The 17,691-nt window shown below is 29.6% G+C and carries 17 protein-coding genes and 3 pseudogenes; 3 read left to right on the forward strand and 17 right to left on the reverse strand.

Features of this window, described 5'->3' with window-relative positions; genetic code table 11:
* Nucleotides 1-269: 269 nt before the first annotated feature.
* From nt5e to RWQ73_RS04275, 11 genes are all read right to left on the reverse strand, one after another.
* Nucleotides 270-2,480 (reverse strand): cell surface ecto-5'-nucleotidase Nt5e, encoded by a 2,211-nt coding sequence (gene nt5e / locus RWQ73_RS04225; protein WP_314406817.1) that lies wholly within the window; start codon nt 2,478-2,480, stop codon nt 270-272.
* A 354-nt stretch (nt 2,481-2,834) separates the two neighbouring features.
* A complete protein-coding gene (locus tag RWQ73_RS04230) occupies nt 2,835-3,608 on the reverse strand; it encodes an SDR family oxidoreductase (protein WP_314406818.1) in 774 nt (257 codons plus the stop codon).
* A 14-nt stretch (nt 3,609-3,622) separates the two neighbouring features.
* Nucleotides 3,623-4,057 (reverse strand): CopY/TcrY family copper transport repressor, encoded by a 435-nt coding sequence (locus tag RWQ73_RS04235; protein ID WP_314406819.1) that lies wholly within the window; start codon nt 4,055-4,057, stop codon nt 3,623-3,625.
* Between the two features lie 582 nt (nt 4,058-4,639).
* Entirely contained in the window at nt 4,640-5,359 is a 720-nt protein-coding gene (locus tag RWQ73_RS04240; protein ID WP_314406820.1) for a class I SAM-dependent methyltransferase, read from the reverse strand.
* 1 nt (nt 5,360) lies between these two features.
* Nucleotides 5,361-5,699, reverse strand: coding sequence for a ribosome silencing factor (gene rsfS / locus RWQ73_RS04245; protein ID WP_004264102.1), 339 nt, complete (start codon nt 5,697-5,699; stop codon nt 5,361-5,363).
* A gap of 20 nt (nt 5,700-5,719) precedes the next feature.
* Nucleotides 5,720-6,589 (reverse strand): bis(5'-nucleosyl)-tetraphosphatase (symmetrical) YqeK, encoded by an 870-nt coding sequence (yqeK, locus tag RWQ73_RS04250; RefSeq protein WP_314406821.1) that lies wholly within the window; start codon nt 6,587-6,589, stop codon nt 5,720-5,722.
* Complete coding sequence (gene nadD, locus RWQ73_RS04255; protein WP_314085338.1) at nt 6,564-7,172, reverse strand: nicotinate (nicotinamide) nucleotide adenylyltransferase; 609 nt, start codon at nt 7,170-7,172, stop codon at nt 6,564-6,566. The genes yqeK and nadD overlap by 26 nt, the downstream gene beginning before the upstream one ends.
* 1 nt (nt 7,173) lies before the next feature.
* Nucleotides 7,174-7,473: a ribosome assembly RNA-binding protein YhbY gene (gene yhbY / locus RWQ73_RS04260; protein WP_003147122.1), complete on the reverse strand. Its 300-nt coding sequence runs from the start codon at nt 7,471-7,473 to the stop codon at nt 7,174-7,176.
* A gap of 19 nt (nt 7,474-7,492) precedes the next feature.
* Nucleotides 7,493-8,611: a ribosome biogenesis GTPase YqeH gene (gene yqeH, locus RWQ73_RS04265; RefSeq protein WP_314406822.1), complete on the reverse strand. Its 1,119-nt coding sequence runs from the start codon at nt 8,609-8,611 to the stop codon at nt 7,493-7,495.
* A complete protein-coding gene (locus tag RWQ73_RS04270; RefSeq protein ID WP_314406823.1) occupies nt 8,604-9,179 on the reverse strand; it encodes a YqeG family HAD IIIA-type phosphatase in 576 nt (191 codons plus the stop codon). The genes yqeH and RWQ73_RS04270 overlap by 8 nt, the downstream gene beginning before the upstream one ends.
* A 17-nt stretch (nt 9,180-9,196) precedes the next feature.
* Nucleotides 9,197-9,973: a phosphatidylserine decarboxylase gene (locus RWQ73_RS04275; RefSeq protein ID WP_314406824.1), complete on the reverse strand. Its 777-nt coding sequence runs from the start codon at nt 9,971-9,973 to the stop codon at nt 9,197-9,199.
* Between the two features lie 403 nt (nt 9,974-10,376).
* On the opposite strand from RWQ73_RS04275, the pseudogene RWQ73_RS07980 reads away from it, so the two are divergent.
* Together RWQ73_RS07980 and RWQ73_RS04280 are read left to right on the forward strand one after the other, a co-directional pair.
* Nucleotides 10,377-10,463: pseudogene (locus tag RWQ73_RS07980) on the forward strand (TetR family transcriptional regulator); the annotation flags it as partial.
* A gap of 75 nt (nt 10,464-10,538) precedes the next feature.
* On the forward strand, nt 10,539-10,925 hold the full coding sequence (locus RWQ73_RS04280; protein ID WP_314406825.1) for a hdig domain-containing protein: 387 nt from the start codon (nt 10,539-10,541) through the stop codon (nt 10,923-10,925).
* A 172-nt stretch (nt 10,926-11,097) separates the two neighbouring features.
* On the opposite strand, the gene RWQ73_RS04285 is transcribed toward RWQ73_RS04280, so the two are convergent.
* Genes RWQ73_RS04285 through RWQ73_RS04290 form a run of 3 tightly spaced genes read right to left on the reverse strand, consistent with a single transcriptional unit; the run spans nt 11,098 to nt 12,314 of the window.
* Entirely contained in the window at nt 11,098-11,646 is a 549-nt protein-coding gene (locus tag RWQ73_RS04285) for a hypothetical protein (protein WP_314406826.1), read from the reverse strand.
* Entirely contained in the window at nt 11,610-11,933 is a 324-nt protein-coding gene (locus tag RWQ73_RS07985) for a PD-(D/E)XK nuclease family transposase (protein WP_399541047.1), read from the reverse strand. The genes RWQ73_RS04285 and RWQ73_RS07985 overlap by 37 nt, the downstream gene beginning before the upstream one ends.
* A gap of 42 nt (nt 11,934-11,975) precedes the next feature.
* Nucleotides 11,976-12,314 (reverse strand): hypothetical protein, encoded by a 339-nt coding sequence (locus RWQ73_RS04290; RefSeq protein ID WP_314406827.1) that lies wholly within the window; start codon nt 12,312-12,314, stop codon nt 11,976-11,978.
* A 170-nt stretch (nt 12,315-12,484) separates the two neighbouring features.
* Here RWQ73_RS04290 and RWQ73_RS04295 point away from each other — a divergent pair.
* Nucleotides 12,485-13,163, forward strand: a pseudogene (locus tag RWQ73_RS04295) (integrase core domain-containing protein).
* A 198-nt stretch (nt 13,164-13,361) separates the two neighbouring features.
* Here RWQ73_RS04295 and RWQ73_RS04300 read toward each other — a convergent pair.
* From RWQ73_RS04300 to RWQ73_RS04315, 3 genes and pseudogenes are all read right to left on the reverse strand, one after another.
* The gene (locus RWQ73_RS04300; RefSeq protein ID WP_314406828.1) at nt 13,362-14,369 is read right to left on the reverse strand and encodes a hypothetical protein; all 1,008 of its coding nucleotides are present in this window, start codon (nt 14,367-14,369) and stop codon (nt 13,362-13,364) included.
* Nucleotides 14,370-14,817: 448 nt separating this feature from the next.
* A pseudogene (locus RWQ73_RS07990) lies at nt 14,818-16,422 on the reverse strand (RNA-binding domain-containing protein).
* Between the two features lie 336 nt (nt 16,423-16,758).
* Nucleotides 16,759-17,691 (reverse strand): LPXTG cell wall anchor domain-containing protein (locus RWQ73_RS04315; RefSeq protein ID WP_314406831.1); only part of this gene is annotated, 933 nt, incomplete at its 5' end.

Raw genomic sequence — 17,691 nt, forward strand, 5'->3', positions numbered from 1 at the left:
AATCTCCTTTAATCTCTTTCATTAGAAATTTACTCGTTGATTTCTCAATACTTTATTTTATCATATTTAAAAAAATTTTTCCATCTAATAGTATTTATTATCAATACGAAAAACTCTTTAAAAATATTATTATTTCATATTTTTTTCTGATATAGATTTTTAATATATTATTTTTAAAATTTGTATAATATTTAGGAGAAGTTATTTTTTATTAAAAAATACTAGCCTTATTCTATTACCCATAAGACTAGTATATTCATTATTATTTATTAATTATTTTTTCTTCTTAGAATCAGTGATACTAATAATCCAATCACACCTAACGAAGCCGTTGTTACTGAGTTTAATCCTGTATTTGGTAACTTAGTATTACTAACTACACTATTATTTTGTTTTTCTAAAGCTGCAGTTACATTTCTTATTTCTTCTGAACTTCTAGAAATAAAAATTGATCTTTCAACTTCTTTCTTACCATTTGGAGTTTGTGATGTATAAACATGTGTAACAATTCCATCTTTTTTAGTTGTAGTTACTGTATCAAATCCTTTAATAACTTTTGCAGTAAGTTCTCCCACTTCTGTTGAAGATACTTCATTACCATTTTCATCAACAAAACGCGTAACTACTAATTCCGTTTTTTCTAAGATTGCAGCTTCTTCAGCATTTTGAGAAGTAACATCTACTTCTTCTACTGTTGGAATAACTTGTTTTGGTTCTTCTACTTTTTCTTCTTTAAACTTATATGTTTTTGAATCGATAGAAATCGTACGTGAGTTTGGATTCACTACTGCGTATTTAGTTAAATCTGCTTTTTCTAAATAATTTTTGAATGCTTCATCCATAGATGGTCCTTCTTGGCGTTCTCCACCAAGCATTGTGTATCCATCACCACCTGCTGCTAAGAAGTCATTTGTAGTTAAGTAATATGTTCTATTTAAGTCTAATTTATCGTATGACCCTGTATCATGATTCTTAACTTCTACACGTAATACACGTTTCCCTGCTGGTAAGTTTGTATCGTAGTAAACTTTCGCTCCTGATACATGCAAGAAACCTCCGCTTGGCTCTAATAATGGTTGTCCATTTTCATCTAAGACAGTTTTCCCAGCTTTATCAACTTGTAAAATTGATCCTAGAGATTTTTCAAACATTTCTAAGACATTTTTACCAGATACTTTTATTTGAGAAATAGTGTTACCGAATGGAAGAACAGCTATTACACTACCTTTTGTGATAGGTTTATCTTTTGCAATAGTCTCTCTTAAACCACCACCGTTTGTTACTGCGATATCTGTTTTATTTTGGAATCCAGTTTGTCCATATTCGTAAAGTGAATCCGCTACTACATTACCTAAGTTTGTTTCACGTACACGAACATTTTCACGAGTACCACTTAATTCAACCGGGCTGTTTTTAACCACTACAACAGCATTTTCTGCATCATATTTCGCTTTAATTTCATCAACTAACTTTTTAACTTCAGCATTCGGAGTTACATTAGTAGTTTCTGAAGCTTTAATTAAACTTGGAGTTCCTAATAAACTATTTGGTTTTAATGTAACTTTACCAATATTGTTTAAATAACTTCCAGTTTGGTTATAAGTAACATTGTCTCCATATGTTTTTGATTCTACTGTATGCGAGTGACCATCAATTACTACTACACGTTTTCCTTTTAGAAGAGGACTTTTAGATAATTCGTCAGCAAGAGTAGAACCTCTCCATGCATCTGGAGTTGTAGTATCTACACCTAGGTGAGCTAGAACAACATAAGTTTTATAATCATCACCAGTAGCTTTTGCTTTTGCTTGAATTTCTTTAACTACATTCAGTACTTCTGGAATAGGATCTTTAAATATTACACCTTGAACATTTTTAGGGTGTGTTTTTGTCGCAGTTTCTGGTGTTGTTACCCCAATAACAACAACCTCATCACCTTTAACATTTTTATCTTTATCGATAATTGTAGAAGCTTCAAATAATCGTGCTCCATTCACATAGGTATTCGAGCTCAATAGTGGAAACTTGAGTATTTGTTTATATTTTTTTGCCTCATCTAAACCGAAGTCGAATTCATGATTTCCTACAGCCATGGCATCGTAATTTATTTTATTTAAAATTTCTGCACGAGCTTCCCCTTTTGTTGAGTTAGAAATAGGTAATCCTTGGAATGCATCCCCGGCATCTAGAACTACTGTTGTTTGATCTCTTTTAGCACGTTCATTCTCAATTACAGTTGCTAACTTAGCATCCCCAACAACTGATGTATTCTTATCACGTCCAGTTTCTTCAACAATACGTCCATGAACATCATTGGTATGAACTAATACTAAATCTTTTTCAGCTGTTTCCTTTGGTGCAGTAGCTGAAGATGGAGTTGTAGTTGTCTCATCTGAATTTGCTAAAGCAGCTCCTCCTGAAGTTGCAATTGCTAATCCTACTATCGTAGCTGATGCTAGTGTATAAATTTTTTTCTTCATAATAAATTTTTTTCTCACTTTCAATTAAATTAATTATAATTTACATAATATCATAAACGTACGATTTTTTCAACTTAAATTTAAATATTTTTTTATGATATCGATTAAAAAACGTACTATTTAGAGAAGATTTATATTTCTTTATATATAATGTAAACAAAAAATGGAAGTAACTCGACAAAATCTTGATTTCAAAAAATCTATTTTATCGAGTTACTCCCACCAAAATTCATTAAACATCTGAAAGTATATATAAGATAAATTCAAATATTAATAAATCAGCGCTTCTATGAGTTCTCATATAAACATTTTATAATTCAGGACTTTTGGATAATCCTGATTCTTTATTTGTAATTATTTAAACATATTTAACAGCATTCTATCACTTAATCTAGGGAAAAATTGACTAATTTTTACCGCTAAAACTAGTTTAAATGGTAAATTAACTTCGCGTTTTTTCGTATCTATTCCTTTAATAATTTTTCCAACTACTAATTTTGGAGTTAATGTCTTTCCACCTAATGATTTTTGATAACTCTTATCTTCATCAGCAATATTGAAAAAATTCGTTGCCACTGGACCAGGATTAACCGTCATTACATGCACATTATCCTTTTTAAGTTCTAATCTTAACGCATTGAAGTACCCTATTAAAGCAAACTTCGTCGCTGAATAAACAGAACTTTTAGGAGTAGCGATTTTCCCGGCTATAGATGCAATTGTAACTATAGTCCCATTCTTTCTTTCTCTCATTCTTTTAGCTATTTCTGTAGTCAACTGTATTGTTCCTATAACATTAGTATCAAACATATTTACCACATCCGCATCACAAAATTCACTAAAATCCTTCATTATACCATATCCAGCGCCATTAATAAGAATATCAATATCAGTAATAGTTAATAATAATTGGTCAACTTGATCTTGTGAACCAATGTCCACGCTAAATACTCTAGTTTTTACATTATCAAAAGTTTCACATTTCTTGGCTACTTTTTCTAAAGCCTCTTTTCTACGAGCAACTAAAATCAATTCAACATTTCCTTTTTGAGCAAATTGATGAGCTATCTCACGCCCCAATCCACTTGAAGCTCCTGTTATAAGTATTTTTTTATTTTCATTTTCCATTGATTATCCCCTTTTTACCCGTGTTTTGCAGCACAGCTACATTGCCCTTTCAGACACTTACAAGTAATAACCTCTTCTGCAGTCTTTCTTTTTTCTTGCAATAATTCAATAATTTCATCAATATTACTCTTACTTAAATTATCAGTTGCGATTATATTTTTTACTATAATATGTGTTCTTCTCTCACATATTCTGTCTAAAAAGTTTTGCGTTAAAATATCCAGACATTCATCTTCAATACAGTTTGGTGAATACAAAAATTTATTCCCTATTTTTTTTGTAGATATGAATCCTTTTTCTACAAGTCTTGACAACAATGTCTTAATCGTTGATGCCGTCCATGACTTTTCTTCACTTAGAGTATCAATTACAAACTTGCTGGTAGTTTCTTGATTACTCCAGATAACTCTCATTACTTCCCACTCGGCTTCTGAAATATTAATCTCCATTTAAAATCATCCTTTTTTATCAGTTACATCTGTAACTATAATACTATTTTCACGTTATAATGTCAATTCATAAAAAGAGAGTGACTCAAAAATCAAGATTTCAGAGAAATTGATTATATCGAATCGTCTCCACTAAGTTTATTAAATATTTAAAAGACTTTTATAAAGCAAATTTAGGTATCAATAAACTACTACATCTAGAGAGTGACTCAAAAATCGAGATTTCAGAGAAACCGATTATATCGAATCATCTCCACTAAGTTTATTAAATATTTAAAAGACTTTTATAAATCTAATTTAGATATCAATAAACCACTGCGTCTATGTGTTCTCATATGAACTTTGTTAAAATTTAGAACTTTTAGGTCAGCCCATATGTTTTTCTAAAAAACTTATGACTTTTGAACAATCATTTAAGACTTTTCTTAATTGGATGCCTAATAACTGTTTTAATTATGTTTTGATATGTTTATCTCACATACTTAATAAGATTTTCTGCATTCATATCTCGGTCATTCACATATTCTAGAGACTATCTCATACTTTAGAATATACAATTCTACAATAATTCTTCTTAATAGTTTACTTCTCCAAAACAAAAATTATTCTATCTGATTCAGCATAATTTTTATTATTTTTCTCAAAATCACAGAAATAATCTTTAACTTTAAAACCGATACTATTTATCTCTTTTAAAACTTCTTCAATTACATATGTTCTTTGAGAATGAAACTGCTCAAGCTTTTTATATAAACCATTGTTTTCTTTGATAAAGAACGATAGTTCACTCTCAACTTCCAATTCATTCTCTGTCTCATATGTAAACCATAAATAACTAATTTCTTCATCTTCATAGCCAAAAACTTGTTTTTCTAACATATCTTTGACTTTTTTGGGCGTATGTATATCAAAAACAAATTTCCCACCTTCTTTTAAAGATGAATATACTTCTTTTAATCCTAGTTTAAACTCTTCAAAGTCTGATAAATAATTAAAAACATCAAATGCACTTAATATAAAATCAAACTCCATATTTAACGAAGAGATTTCTAATAAATCCATCGAAAAATAATTACAACCAGGAACTTTTTCACTAGCTATCGCTAACATTTGTTCGCTATTGTCTACTGCGAATACTTCTCCATATTTTTTCAGCGTTGGCAGCATTGTTCCACTACCGCAACCTAAATCAAGAACTAGAAGATTTTCTCTACCTTCTAATTCTTGATCAATAATATTTTTATAAGCATCGTAATCGACATCCATTAGTTTATCATAAACAATACTTAAATTTTCGTACATATTATACACCTTTTATAGGATATTTTTCGAATAGTGCATCTAACTCATAGTACTCTCTATCATCGCGTGTCATAATATTTACTACAACATCTCCTAAATCCATTAGAATCCATTTAGCTTCTCTTAGACCTTCTGTGCTATGAATTTCTCCACCATTTTCTAATACTTGTTCTCTAACTTCTTGTGCAATTGCTTCTACTTGTCTGTTTGTAGGTGCATGACAAATTACAGAATAGTCATATAATACTCCTGCTTGAGTTAAATCATAAGCAACAATATCATAACCATGCTTATCATCACATGCATCTACAACAACTTTTAATAAGTTTTCTACTTCCATTTTCATCCTCTTTCTTTATTTTATTTCTTTATAATATGGAACATTACCACATATAGTACATCATCTTCTGGGTATCTTTTTGCTAGTTTATCGATTAATTGATCTAGAGTAACACCATAATATTTTGCGTAACGCTCTGTTAAAGTATCTCTTGTTACAGGTTTAACTAGATCAACTTCTAATGTAGCAAACACTGTATCAGGATCTTCATAAGTTGTAGCTTCTAATAAATCACCCTTTTTAAAGTGTGCCTCACTCTTATTTCTAATAGTAATTGTTTTTTCATCTGTTAAGATTTTATCTTTATTTTTTTCTTTAAATCCTACACGATAATTTTTAATATTATAATAGTTATAACATTCTAATAGCGAAGGATAAATTCTTTCATCATTATCTATTAAATATACCAATGTATTCTTCGCAGCAAGCCTCACCGCTTCATCTAAGTCATATTGAGATACTTCTGTCACCTCTGTTAAATGAGGGTGCTTTCTTTGTGGATCTGTGTAATCTGCGATAAAGATAATTTTTTCTAATAAAGTCATATATTTTCTGCCAAATGTATGGTTGGCAACAGCAAGTTTAACCTCTTCATCTTCAATACCAAACTTTTCCTCAATATATGCACTTGCTACAGGACCATGAAGTACCTCTACTGGATAATCTAGTAAGTTTACATCTAAATTATGTAAAATCACATACTTTTTCATCAGTACCTCATCCATAGGTTTACAAACATCATGTAATAAGGCTGCCAACGCTGCTCTATCTACATTAGCTCCGTGAATTTTTGCTAAATTTTTAGCCACTTCGACTACCCTTAAGGTATGCTCATATCTTTTTTCTGGTAATAACTCTTTTACTTTATTTTGAATCTCTTGAAATTCCATATAAACCCAACTCCTCTATATATGACCTACATTCATCTGTTATCATATATTTAATACTATTCTTATTTTTTATTTTATCTCTAATAAAACTAGAACTTATCTCAATTATCGGTGATTTCATAATCTCATAACTTATGGATTTATAAAATACATCTCCATCTACTACCTTATATAAATCTTCTTCATCTCTAGCTACAAAAACAAAAGTTACTAGTTTTGATAGTTCTTCTATATTATACCATTTTTTTAAATCTTTCGCTCTATCTGTCCCTATAATAAAATAAATTTTTTCATTTTTATATAATTCACTAAAATATTTAACGGTATTATAGCTATAACTAACTCCCTCATTCGAAATTTCAAAGTCACTAACTTCAAACTTCATATTATCTTTAGTACTTAGTTTTGTCATTTCAAATCTATTTTTATCGCTAGCTTCGAGTTTGCGATCCTTTAACGGAGTAATATACGAAGGAATAAAAATAACTCTCTCTAAATTATAAGTTTCTAGTGCAGTTTCAGCGGTGATTAGATGCCCTATATGTATTGGATCAAAACTACCACCATAAAGTGCAATCGACATATTACTTCACCAACTCAATTTTTCTATACTTTTCTTTAGAACTTTGTTTATATAAAACAATTGTATGTCCAATTACTTGAACTAATTCAGAAGAAGTACGCTCTGATAAAATTTTTGCTACTTCATCTTTATCCTCTTCACAATTTTGTAGAATACTTACTTTTAATAATTCACGTTTTTCTAACGCATCTCTAATCCCTTGAATCATATCACTATTTACACCTGATTTTCCTACTTGGAAGATTGGCGATAAATGATGTGCTAATGCTCTTAGTTGTCTTTTTTGTTTTCCTTTTAACATCTTATCCTCTTTTCTTTTACTATATTATCGATTCACGAACAAATACTTCGATTTCCTCTGGTACATGAATATCTATCTTGCATCCACTATCACTATTAACAGTAATCCAACCTAATCCTGAAATTACAATATCCATCTTTCTACTATCAATTGTGAAACTTTTCTTAACTTGATTATTGAATATAGAAATATTATCCTCAAAAGGTGGTTTCAATAGTGTTCCTAAGTGTTTTTCAAACAGTTGATCTGCATTGCTAAGTTTTGTACGATGTATTTCAACCAAATTTGAAGCATAAAGTGTGAAACTTTGACGTTCACCTTCCACGAAATCCATCCTTGCCATTCCACCAAAAAATAAACTTTGTTCAGCATTTAACTGGAATACACGTGCTTTAATTTCTTTTTTAGGCATTACTAATTTCAAACTTTGAGCATCTAAATAATGTGCAATATCATAATCTAATATAATACCCGGTGTATCATAAATACTAGTAGATCTATCTAAGGGAATTTCTATCATTCCTAGTGTTGTTCCAGGAAAATGAGAAGTTGTAATAACATTCTTGTCCCCAGTTGTAAGTTCGATAAGTTTATTAATAAATGTAGATTTACCAACATTTGTTGCTCCTACAATATATACATCCTTACCATTGCGAAGCTCATCTATACGTCCTGCCGCCTCTTCAACACCTTGATTTTTAATAGCACTAATTAAAAGAATATCTTTTACCTTAATACCCTTAGCTTTTAACATTTTAAATAACCATTGTTTAACTTTATTTTGCTTAACAGACTTAGGTAATAAATCTAACTTATTAGCCACTAGCACAATATCCTTGTTATTTCCTACAATGTCGACAACACCCTCAATCCAACTTCCAGAAAAATCGAATATATCAACAACCTTAACTATTAACGCGTCTTTTTTTGACAATGTTTTAATAAGTTGATAGAAATCCTCAGCACCTAGTTGAACATCCGATACCTCATTATAATTTTTCAGTCGGAAACATCTTTTACAAACTAAATTGCCATCAATACTTTTTTCTACAACACTTTTTGGTAAGTACCCTTGTTTGTTTTGGTCCTCACTTTGAATCTCAACACCGCAACCTATACAATAAACTCTATTACTCAATATATCCTCCATTGTTCTCTTTCTTATGTTTTAATCTATAACCTACTTTTTTCATTTTAGGAAATGCTTTTCTTCTAGTTAAATTATGTATTATCAATGCTTCAAAAAATCTATTAATTCTAGTTTTAAAAGCATCCGTCTTAGATATCGGTTTAACTAATACACTCATAGCTCCAAAGCTTTTGGCACCTAGAACATCAGTTAATACCTGATCTCCTAAAATAATCGCTTCTTCTGGTTTTCTATTTAGCTTTCTAAGAGCTTTCTTAAACCCAATTGTTAAAGGTTTTTTTGCTCCCGCAACATACTGAAGATTCAACTTACGACAGAATTCCTCCACTCGCTCTTCAGTATTATTTGATACGACAATAATATCAAAACCAGCTTTTTTCATCTTTTTCAACCACTTATTTAACTCTTTAGTATCTTTTTTACTATCCCAAGAAATAAGAGTATTATCCAAATCTGAAATAATAACCTTCTTATTGTGCATATTCATATATTCAACATCAATAAACTCATACTTTTCTACAAAATCATCTGGTGAAAAATATCTTTTTAATACCATTTATTATCACTAATAGCCTATAAAATAGTCGCTATTTTCTCTCCCATCTTGATTTCTCTATTATCCAAATTTTCCTCAAGAAGAATATTATTTTTTTCAAATAATAATACAACTGTAGAACCAAACTCAAAATATCCTAACTCATCACCTTTTTTAACATAAATACTCTCGTATGTTGGAATAATTGAGTTAACGTTTTGTGCTCCTACTGGTATCATAGTATAATTGATTTTTCCATTTAATTTATATACTTGTCTATAATTATAGCTCAGAATATTTTCTCCTAATTCTAGCCCTAGATTGTTAACTGGATATGAATATTTTCCTAAGCTATAAGCATCTACAACATGGCTATTCATAGGAAAATGTATACGATGATAATTCTTAGGACTAAGATATATTATCATATACGTTCCATCTTTATATTTATCAGCAAGTTCACTATCACCAACCAAGGTTTGAACATTATAAACTTGGTTTTTAACAACAAATGTTCTTTCATTGCTGATAGTACCTATCTCTGAAATAACTCCATCTGTTGGACTAACTAAAGCATCCTCTTCTTGATTAATCGGTCTAGCATCTGGATGTAATTTCCTAATAAAAAACTCATTAAGATTTTTAAAATCATCAATTTCATCTAAAATCTCATCAGTATTAATATCATATACCTTAGCAAAAGGTTGAATCATTAATCTACTTAAATTAGATTTTGTTAGTTTTTTTAGAGCTTTTGAGCTCATATTTCCATTCGTCAATTCAACACAAAGTTGAAACATTTTCTTTTTTAACATATCTGTCTCCTTATTGAACATCATGTTATATTTTACTATAAAAGACGAGTAAATACAAATATTGAAAGGAAAAACCCTACTAATATTTGATTATTTTCAATGAAATATCCAACATTTAAAAAATTTAGTTATTATAGTATAATTTTTATATTATTGCATCTTAAATTATTATTAAATAATAATCTATATCTTTGTTCTACGTTATCATCATTAATATTTCTTGATTTGTATATTCAAATAAAAAATAGAATTTTTGTTATAGATTATTGATTTTACCATCATAAAATTGTATAATTAAATTATACAAATAAGCAAGGGAGTGAATGACATGACGTTAAATAATAAAGTTAAAGAAAACATTATTTTAACAACTGTCCAAAACGTTTGAACTAAGGGCTACTCTCTGACAAGTGTTCAGGATATCATAAAAAAAGCTAAAGCCCCTAAGGGAAGCGTATATTATTATTTTCCAAAAGGAAAAGACGAAATTTATTTAGAAGCACTCGAGAAAATCAACAGTAATGTTAAAAAAGAATTTAAATCGATTTCTCCTAAAATAGGGACTTTGGAGGAGTATTTAACAACTGTATTTGAACTTTTTATATCAAAAGGTAAAGCCTGCAAACGTAGTGGATTTTCACTTACATTACTAGCAATGGAAACCGCTGAAGTTTCTCCAATAATTGCAGAAAAATGTAGTGATATACTTGAAAATTGGCGTCTACTTCTTGCTGATGGACTTTTCGACAGAAACTTACCAGAAGATGTTTGTAACCCTATTAGTGAGTGGTTATTTACTAGTATTCAAGGTGCATTAACTGCAAATAGAATTCATAAAGACGAAGCATTTCTTTTAAATATAAAAACCTCAATTAAATTTGTTGCTACCTCTTCTCCTGAAACACTTAGAGAAATATTCTCTAGGCCAGATGAAGACGAAATAATTGCATAAGATAAAAACCCACGAGAGAATTTCTTTCCCGTGGGTTTTATTTCATTAATAATTTACTTCAGCTCGTACTACTGCATCTCCTCATTCAATATACTGCTTCTTTCCCTTGGTTAATTTGCTAAAAATATACTCAGCTTGAATAAAGAAAGAGATTACTAAAAATAGAAGTTTATTATAAATATTTATCCAATTCTTCAATACTTATATTCAATTTTTCAGCAGCAACTTTTGGAGAAATATAACCATCTTTCAACAAACCAATTAATATATCCAATCTCTCCTCAGCTCGTCCTTCAGCAAGCCCAATTGCTCTTGCTTCTTCTTGAGCATAAGCTAATGAAGCCCAGTAATGGTCTTGTTGCCTTGTTATTTCATCATACATAAGTTTTTCCTCCTTACTCCAATTTCTAAGATTTAACAAATTATCAGCTTGAATAAGTACGTCGTCTGGCTTGCTTGTGTACTGTTTATTTCCGAAAAATTCTAGCCATCTAATTTTCTTATAATCGTTGTTCAAACCTTCTTTATATTTTTTTAATTCCAAAAATACTATTTTCAATAGTGGCATTTCTTTAGTATCACTATCTACATACATTTTTAATTCGGTGTTTCTTGTTTCTTCTTTGATTAAAAAAGTACTTATGGCTTCATCGCCATCAAAATAATTTTGATCGACGATAGCTGCTACATAAACAGGTGGTAATTTTTTATAAATAGCCAACTTTTCTTCTTTGTTTTGTTTAATTTTTCGATATTTTCATTAACCTGTTTACACAGATATGCCCAAATACGATTAACGAAAAATACTTGCTTAGCTAGTTGAACTTCGATAATCACCTGTGCATGGTTATCTAGTTCAACAAGAATATCTACTGCTATATTAAAATCCGACGCGACATTACTATTAGCAGTAAAGATTTGATTTCCTTCTATAAGCTTTGCAGTTTTCGCAGGTAAATCAAAAATATCTTTTACAAACTGTAACGCTACTTCTTCATTACGAAATATTTTTTTACAACTAAATCATAAATAGGTTTTATATATAATTCTTTAATTATTTGCCATTTTATGAGTTACTATTTCTATATTTTTATTTACTTCAAAAATTAATTCTCTTGTCTCTACTAGTATATTTTTAGATAAACTCCCAGAAACTATTTTTTCTTGAATTTCAATCATTTTATTATAAAGGCAATTAACTAAGTTTAGTAAGTCTTCTCCCTCTTTCTTTAATCCGATAAGCTTATATGCTAACTTTAGATTATTAAAAGAGTACACTGGTATACTAGCTATAAACTCTTGATTTTTTTCTACAGAACTTTTATTAGAATCTTTTAATTCGTATCCCCTATTATTATTAATTAAAAAAGCAATTTCTAGATTATTCAACTTCATTTCTTGTGAAATATTAAAATTATTTTCGAATATTTTATTTTTTTATTATTCAAATATTTCTTTTTTAAATCAAGATAATACATAGTATTGATATAGTAAAATAAGTAGACACAAAAATAAACAATATAATATAATAAAATAGACACAGAAAGGATGTATTTCAAATGACTAAAAATATCTATGATGAAGATTTTAAAAAATCAATAGTTAGTCTATATCAAGATGGTAAGACTCAAACTCAACTAAGTAAGAACTATGGTATTTCTTTGAGTATCACTAATAACTGGGTGAAACAGTATTCTGAGATTAAAACTGAAGATAGCGATGTATTTACCGCTAAACAAATAAAAGAACTTCAAAAACGAAATGCTCTATTGGAGGAAGAAAATCAAATTTTAAAAAAGGCGATTGCCATCTTCACTCCACACTCAAACAAAGATTAAACGTTATTTTCCCCCTTAGAACTCAACACAATATTATACTTTTATGTAAAGTATTCAACATTAATAGAAACACATACTATAAATATATCTCAAATGATGTACCTCCTAGAATTGAAGAAAATCAAATGATTTCTAGAGTTATTTTAAAAATTTTTTGGGCAAATTTAACGTAGTTCACTCTCTTTCTAAAAAAGAATATCCTTCCGATAATACTTGTTGTGAATCTTTCTTTAAGTATCTAAAGAAAGAGAAGTGCAATAGAAAAAATTATCACTCTATAGGAAAATTAAAACTTTCTTTATTTGAGTACATTGAGGGATTTTACAATCTTAAAAGACCACACTATTCATTAGGTCTTATGACTCCTAACGAGAAAGAATTAACGTTTAATGAACATTAAAAATTTATTTTACACTGAGCCTCTCTTGATGTGGTTCTTAATGTGGAAAAAGTGGTATTGCCACATTTCCCTCACAGGATACTACATCTATTTCTCAGTATAAAACAAATTTCACTTGAATTTTTTAAACTAATTTTCATATTTTCATGTCTATTTACTTGATTATAGTACAGTACCATTCTTTAGATTCAACATATCTTATAGTTTTTTTTCTAGCAAATCCACACATACTAATTGAAGAGGTTCAGTAATTCTATCTAATTCTAATAAATTAGCATTAAAAATTAAAAAATTAGCAGGAATTTGTTCACCATGAAAAAATTTACATCTTAAATAATACCCATATTTTAATATTATAAATCGAATAACATCTGTATTTTTTTTGTTTTTTTTCTTGATTTCACTGTCAATATATCCCTTTATATTATCATACTCTTTTGGTTCCATTTTATTTTTTTGGTAATCAAATACTTTTTTAAAAATACATAATACTCTTTTATCATTGAAGGAACGAACAGATTCAATCATACTTTTCGCCCCCCCTTGCCTTAAAATATTATTGTAAATCATACCATTAACAAAGTATTTATCTAAATAATTATAGTCAACCTCATCTGCAAATTTTATACTTTTTTCATATAGCTTACTATTTTCTTCTAAATCTTCTTTTAATTCTTTTAACATGTCAAAATCTTTATGTTTATTAAAAATAACTCTTATTAAAGTATTAAAACATTTCCATGTATAATCAAATTTTAAATCTTTATATTTATAAGACATTGTTAAGTTCATTAATGCATTCATCATTGTATCGGAGATATATTTTTCACCAAATAATTTCTCACTGTTAATTTCCAAAGATTTTTTTTCACTAAAAACTTGCATTATACTATCTTCTGAATATGCTACTACTTTATTACCATTTTTAAAAACTTTAATACTATTAACTTCAAAACAATCTATATTAAAGTAAACATATAAAAGAGATTTCACTAAACTATAGTAAAAAGTGCTGTTCTTAGACTCTAATAGATTTTTACTTTCATCAATTTTACTACGATTCCCTGATATTTTAATTGTGTCTTTAGAATATTCCACTTTATCATAGTAATTATTATCTTTCTTTGAATAATAAATAATTTTTTTATTTATCTTATCGTCTAATTTTTCAGGAAATAATTGTTTACTGATTTTTATTATTATCATAAACTTCATCATAAATTTACCTTTCTAATTTTTTAATTATTTTAATAACACATCTTCGGGGATTAGTACATTTAATTAAACTATATATCATAACTCCATAGTTTATCACTTAGAGAAAATATAAAACCGCTATGAGCACTTGGTGTACTAGTGTTTACAGCGGTTATTTTTTCGGGGAAATTTGTTATACACGAATTATAAGGAATACCTATTTAATTCTTCATATTTTACTATTCCTTTTTTCCATGTTAACCCTAATAACCTATTTAATAATTTCAAATCTTCACTCTCTTATAGCCTATAATAACCTTAATGAAATATCTAAAAAGATTTTTCAAGTCGAATTTTGATACCAATAAATCACTGCATCTATGAGTTTTCATGTAAACTTTTTTTAATTCAGAACTTTTGAAAAATTCCTTTAAATTCTTTATATTTCAACTTACTTTTACTCATTAAGTTCCCAGCGACCATTACGTCCTCTACCTACATACTTAAGGATATCTATTTCTTTTATAGCCCTTTCAATAGTCTTTACACTAACTCCAGCTTCTTCGGCAATGACTTTTCTTGTAATCTTATCATTGCTTCTTATTTTTTCTTTGATAAACTCTATGAGAACTACCTTATCACAAACGACTCCCTGAGCAATTTCCTGAGAGGTGAGACACTATGAGCATCACACTGAACGGCATCTTGAGAAACACCATGAGTATAATTCTGAGCGTCATTCTGAGCGTCATCCTTAACAACACCGCGAGCGACACTATGAGCAACTGCCTGAGTGGTATCCTTAACAACACTCTGAACGACATCTTGAGCGACACCATGAGCGTCATTCTGAGAAATGCTTCGAATAATATTATTACCTCCGACTTTCTGCGTTACTATCTTTTTAAGAGGAATAATTGTTTTGAATACATCTCCTTCCTCAAACACTGGACTTTGCCCTGAATAAAGCTGTGTATATTTGTAAGTATTTCTCATTCCTGAACCTAATTCATCAGCAAGACCTATTTCTCTAAACACCTTCGATATAGCCGGATTCTTAAGAAACGGCTCAAATTTCTGCAAATCTAATACTCCCATACCATGAATAAAGTTGCTATTTTCAATAATAATTTTCTCATCATCAATAATCATCTTTGCAGGATACCCACTTGAATAATCTCTATGAGCTAATGTATTAGAAACTATCTCTCGAAGTATTCTATCTCTCGCACTAATATTTACAATTCCGTCCAATACAAACAAATCATTCAAGTGTTTTTGTCCAAACTCTATAAGTCTATCATAGCTATCAATAAGGTTTGTTATAACAACATCTCTATCGTCATATCTATCCTTATTTTCAACTCTGAATATTGCATCTGTTTTGTGTTGCGGAAGGACAGACATAATAGAATTATCTTTTCCAAATAACAAAATAGCTGCTAATGTGATTCCCTCACATTTAGTTTCTAGATCGGTCAAAATCAAATTTGCACTTCTGAGAAGTTCCTCATTATTCATATTTTTCCAAACATGATTCCTATTTCTTACTACAGCCATTTTCCTAACCTTATCAATTACAGAATCATCAAGAAAATCAATATCAAGATTCGGATATACTTTATTAACAAAGTAGCTTCCTTGCGTATAATTTGAAAACACGTTCAGAATGGTCTGTTATATTGATGTCTCCCTCATATGCCCTATCCCAAATTCTTCCATTATGCCTGCATACTCGATATCCTTCCGGTACTCTGATATAAATTACTTTTTTTTCATCTATGTCAAAAACTTCAGGAACCAAATAAAGCGGCGGATTCATCTTTTGCGGATTATTTATTGCCGTAGTAAATTCCTTGATCACTTTATCAACTTTATCTTCACTAATACCAACGATCTCACTTTTATCATTTACACCAAGTAAAATATGTCCACCATTTCTATTGTTGAAAGAACATACTGTATCAAAGACATCCTTAGTTAAAGCATTTTTAGATTCTTTAAACTCAACATCTATCTTCTCTCCATTTTGAATTAACTTCTTTATTTCATCTATCATCATTTACTTCTTCACCACCTTTATTTACCAGTATTCTCATTAATAACACCTTTGCTGTTTTGAACTTCTATCTTTATTGACTATAAAAGTAACATAATCTCCATTTTTCAAAATAATAAGCTCTCCTTTAACCATGACTTTTACAGTATACGAAAAAATCTCTCATACTTACTTCCTTTTTGCTTACTTTCCCTACAAAAATTATAGCATTTTTAGGGCATTATTTCCACAATCCTAACCAAAACCAAAAATCCAAGAAATGAACCTTTTGATTCACTCTTGGATTTCTTGATTTCTCAATTATCTAAATAGATAATGATAATGATTTATTTTTGATGATTATTCTTCATCTTCTCTACGTCTCTTAGCAACTGCAAGTAGGCTTCCTAATACAGCTAATCCTAAGCCAGCCATTCCTGTATTAGTTTCAGCTTCACCTGTATTTGCTAATCGTTTTGTAGATTTTTCAACTTTACCAGTTGATGTTTGTTTAATGTTTTCATTAACTTCTGGTAATGTTGAAATTCCTTGTGGTTTAGTTGCTGTAACTTTTCTAAAGATGTGAGTTACAACATCACCTTTAGTTTCTGTTCTTACAAACATATAACCTTCAATTTCACCTGCTTCAAATGCTCCATTAGATTCACCTAAAATTTTTGGAGTTTTAGTATCTGCTGGTTTTAGCTCATTACCTTTTTCATCAACCCATTTAGTAATGATAAGTTCAGTTTGATGCTTAATTGGAGGTTCAATAAGATTTCCATTTTCATCAACACCTGTTGTTCCTACTGGACCTGTATATTCAGGAAGTTCAAATACCGGAGGATCAAGAGTTATTAATTTTTCTCCTGGTATCTCATGACTTATATTAGTATTTGGATCAGTTATTGTAACTTTTCCAGTTTTATCTACTGTTACTTTTTTACCTGGATTAGATTTTTCAACTGATTTTTTAACCTTCTCTTGTTCTTCTTGTGTTAAGTTAGCAGGATCTTTTACTGGAATCTTATCAGTTGGTATTACTGGTTCGAAGTCTTGGTTTACTAGCTCTGTTCCTGGAATTGTATGACTGATTCCTGTTGTAGGGTCTGTCACTGTTGCTGTTCCGTCGTCTCCTACCGTTACATTCTTACCTGGGTTTTGTGCTTTGACTTTGTCTTCCACTTGTTTTTTCTCTTCTGGAGTTAAGTGGGCTTTGTCTTTAACTGTAACCTTCTCTGTTGGTTTCACTGGTTCGAAGTCTTGGTTCACTAGCTCTGTTCCTGGAATTGT

The organism is uncultured Gemella sp., from assembly GCF_963525875.1.
GTDB lineage: Bacteria > Bacillota > Bacilli > Staphylococcales > Gemellaceae > Gemella.

Excerpts from the sequence above, each read along its gene's own strand:
- nt5e (WP_314406817.1), bottom strand. The coding sequence starts at position 2,480 with ATGAAGAAAAAAATTTATACACTAGCATCAGCTACGATAGTAGGATTA.
- RWQ73_RS04230 (WP_314406818.1), bottom strand. The coding sequence starts at position 3,608 with ATGGAAAATGAAAATAAAAAAATACTTATAACAGGAGCTTCAAGTGGA.
- RWQ73_RS04235 (WP_314406819.1), bottom strand. The coding sequence starts at position 4,057 with ATGGAGATTAATATTTCAGAAGCCGAGTGGGAAGTAATGAGAGTTATC.
- RWQ73_RS04240 (WP_314406820.1), bottom strand. The coding sequence starts at position 5,359 with ATGTACGAAAATTTAAGTATTGTTTATGATAAACTAATGGATGTCGAT.
- rsfS (WP_004264102.1), bottom strand. The coding sequence starts at position 5,699 with ATGGAAGTAGAAAACTTATTAAAAGTTGTTGTAGATGCATGTGATGAT.
- yqeK (WP_314406821.1), bottom strand. The coding sequence starts at position 6,589 with ATGGAATTTCAAGAGATTCAAAATAAAGTAAAAGAGTTATTACCAGAA.
- nadD (WP_314085338.1), bottom strand. The coding sequence starts at position 7,172 with ATGTCGATTGCACTTTATGGTGGTAGTTTTGATCCAATACATATAGGG.
- yhbY (WP_003147122.1), bottom strand. The coding sequence starts at position 7,473 with ATGTTAAAAGGAAAACAAAAAAGACAACTAAGAGCATTAGCACATCAT.
- RWQ73_RS04270 (WP_314406823.1), bottom strand. The coding sequence starts at position 9,179 with ATGGTATTAAAAAGATATTTTTCACCAGATGATTTTGTAGAAAAGTAT.
- RWQ73_RS04275 (WP_314406824.1), bottom strand. The coding sequence starts at position 9,973 with ATGTTAAAAAAGAAAATGTTTCAACTTTGTGTTGAATTGACGAATGGA.
- RWQ73_RS04300 (WP_314406828.1), bottom strand. The coding sequence starts at position 14,369 with ATGATAATAATAAAAATCAGTAAACAATTATTTCCTGAAAAATTAGAC.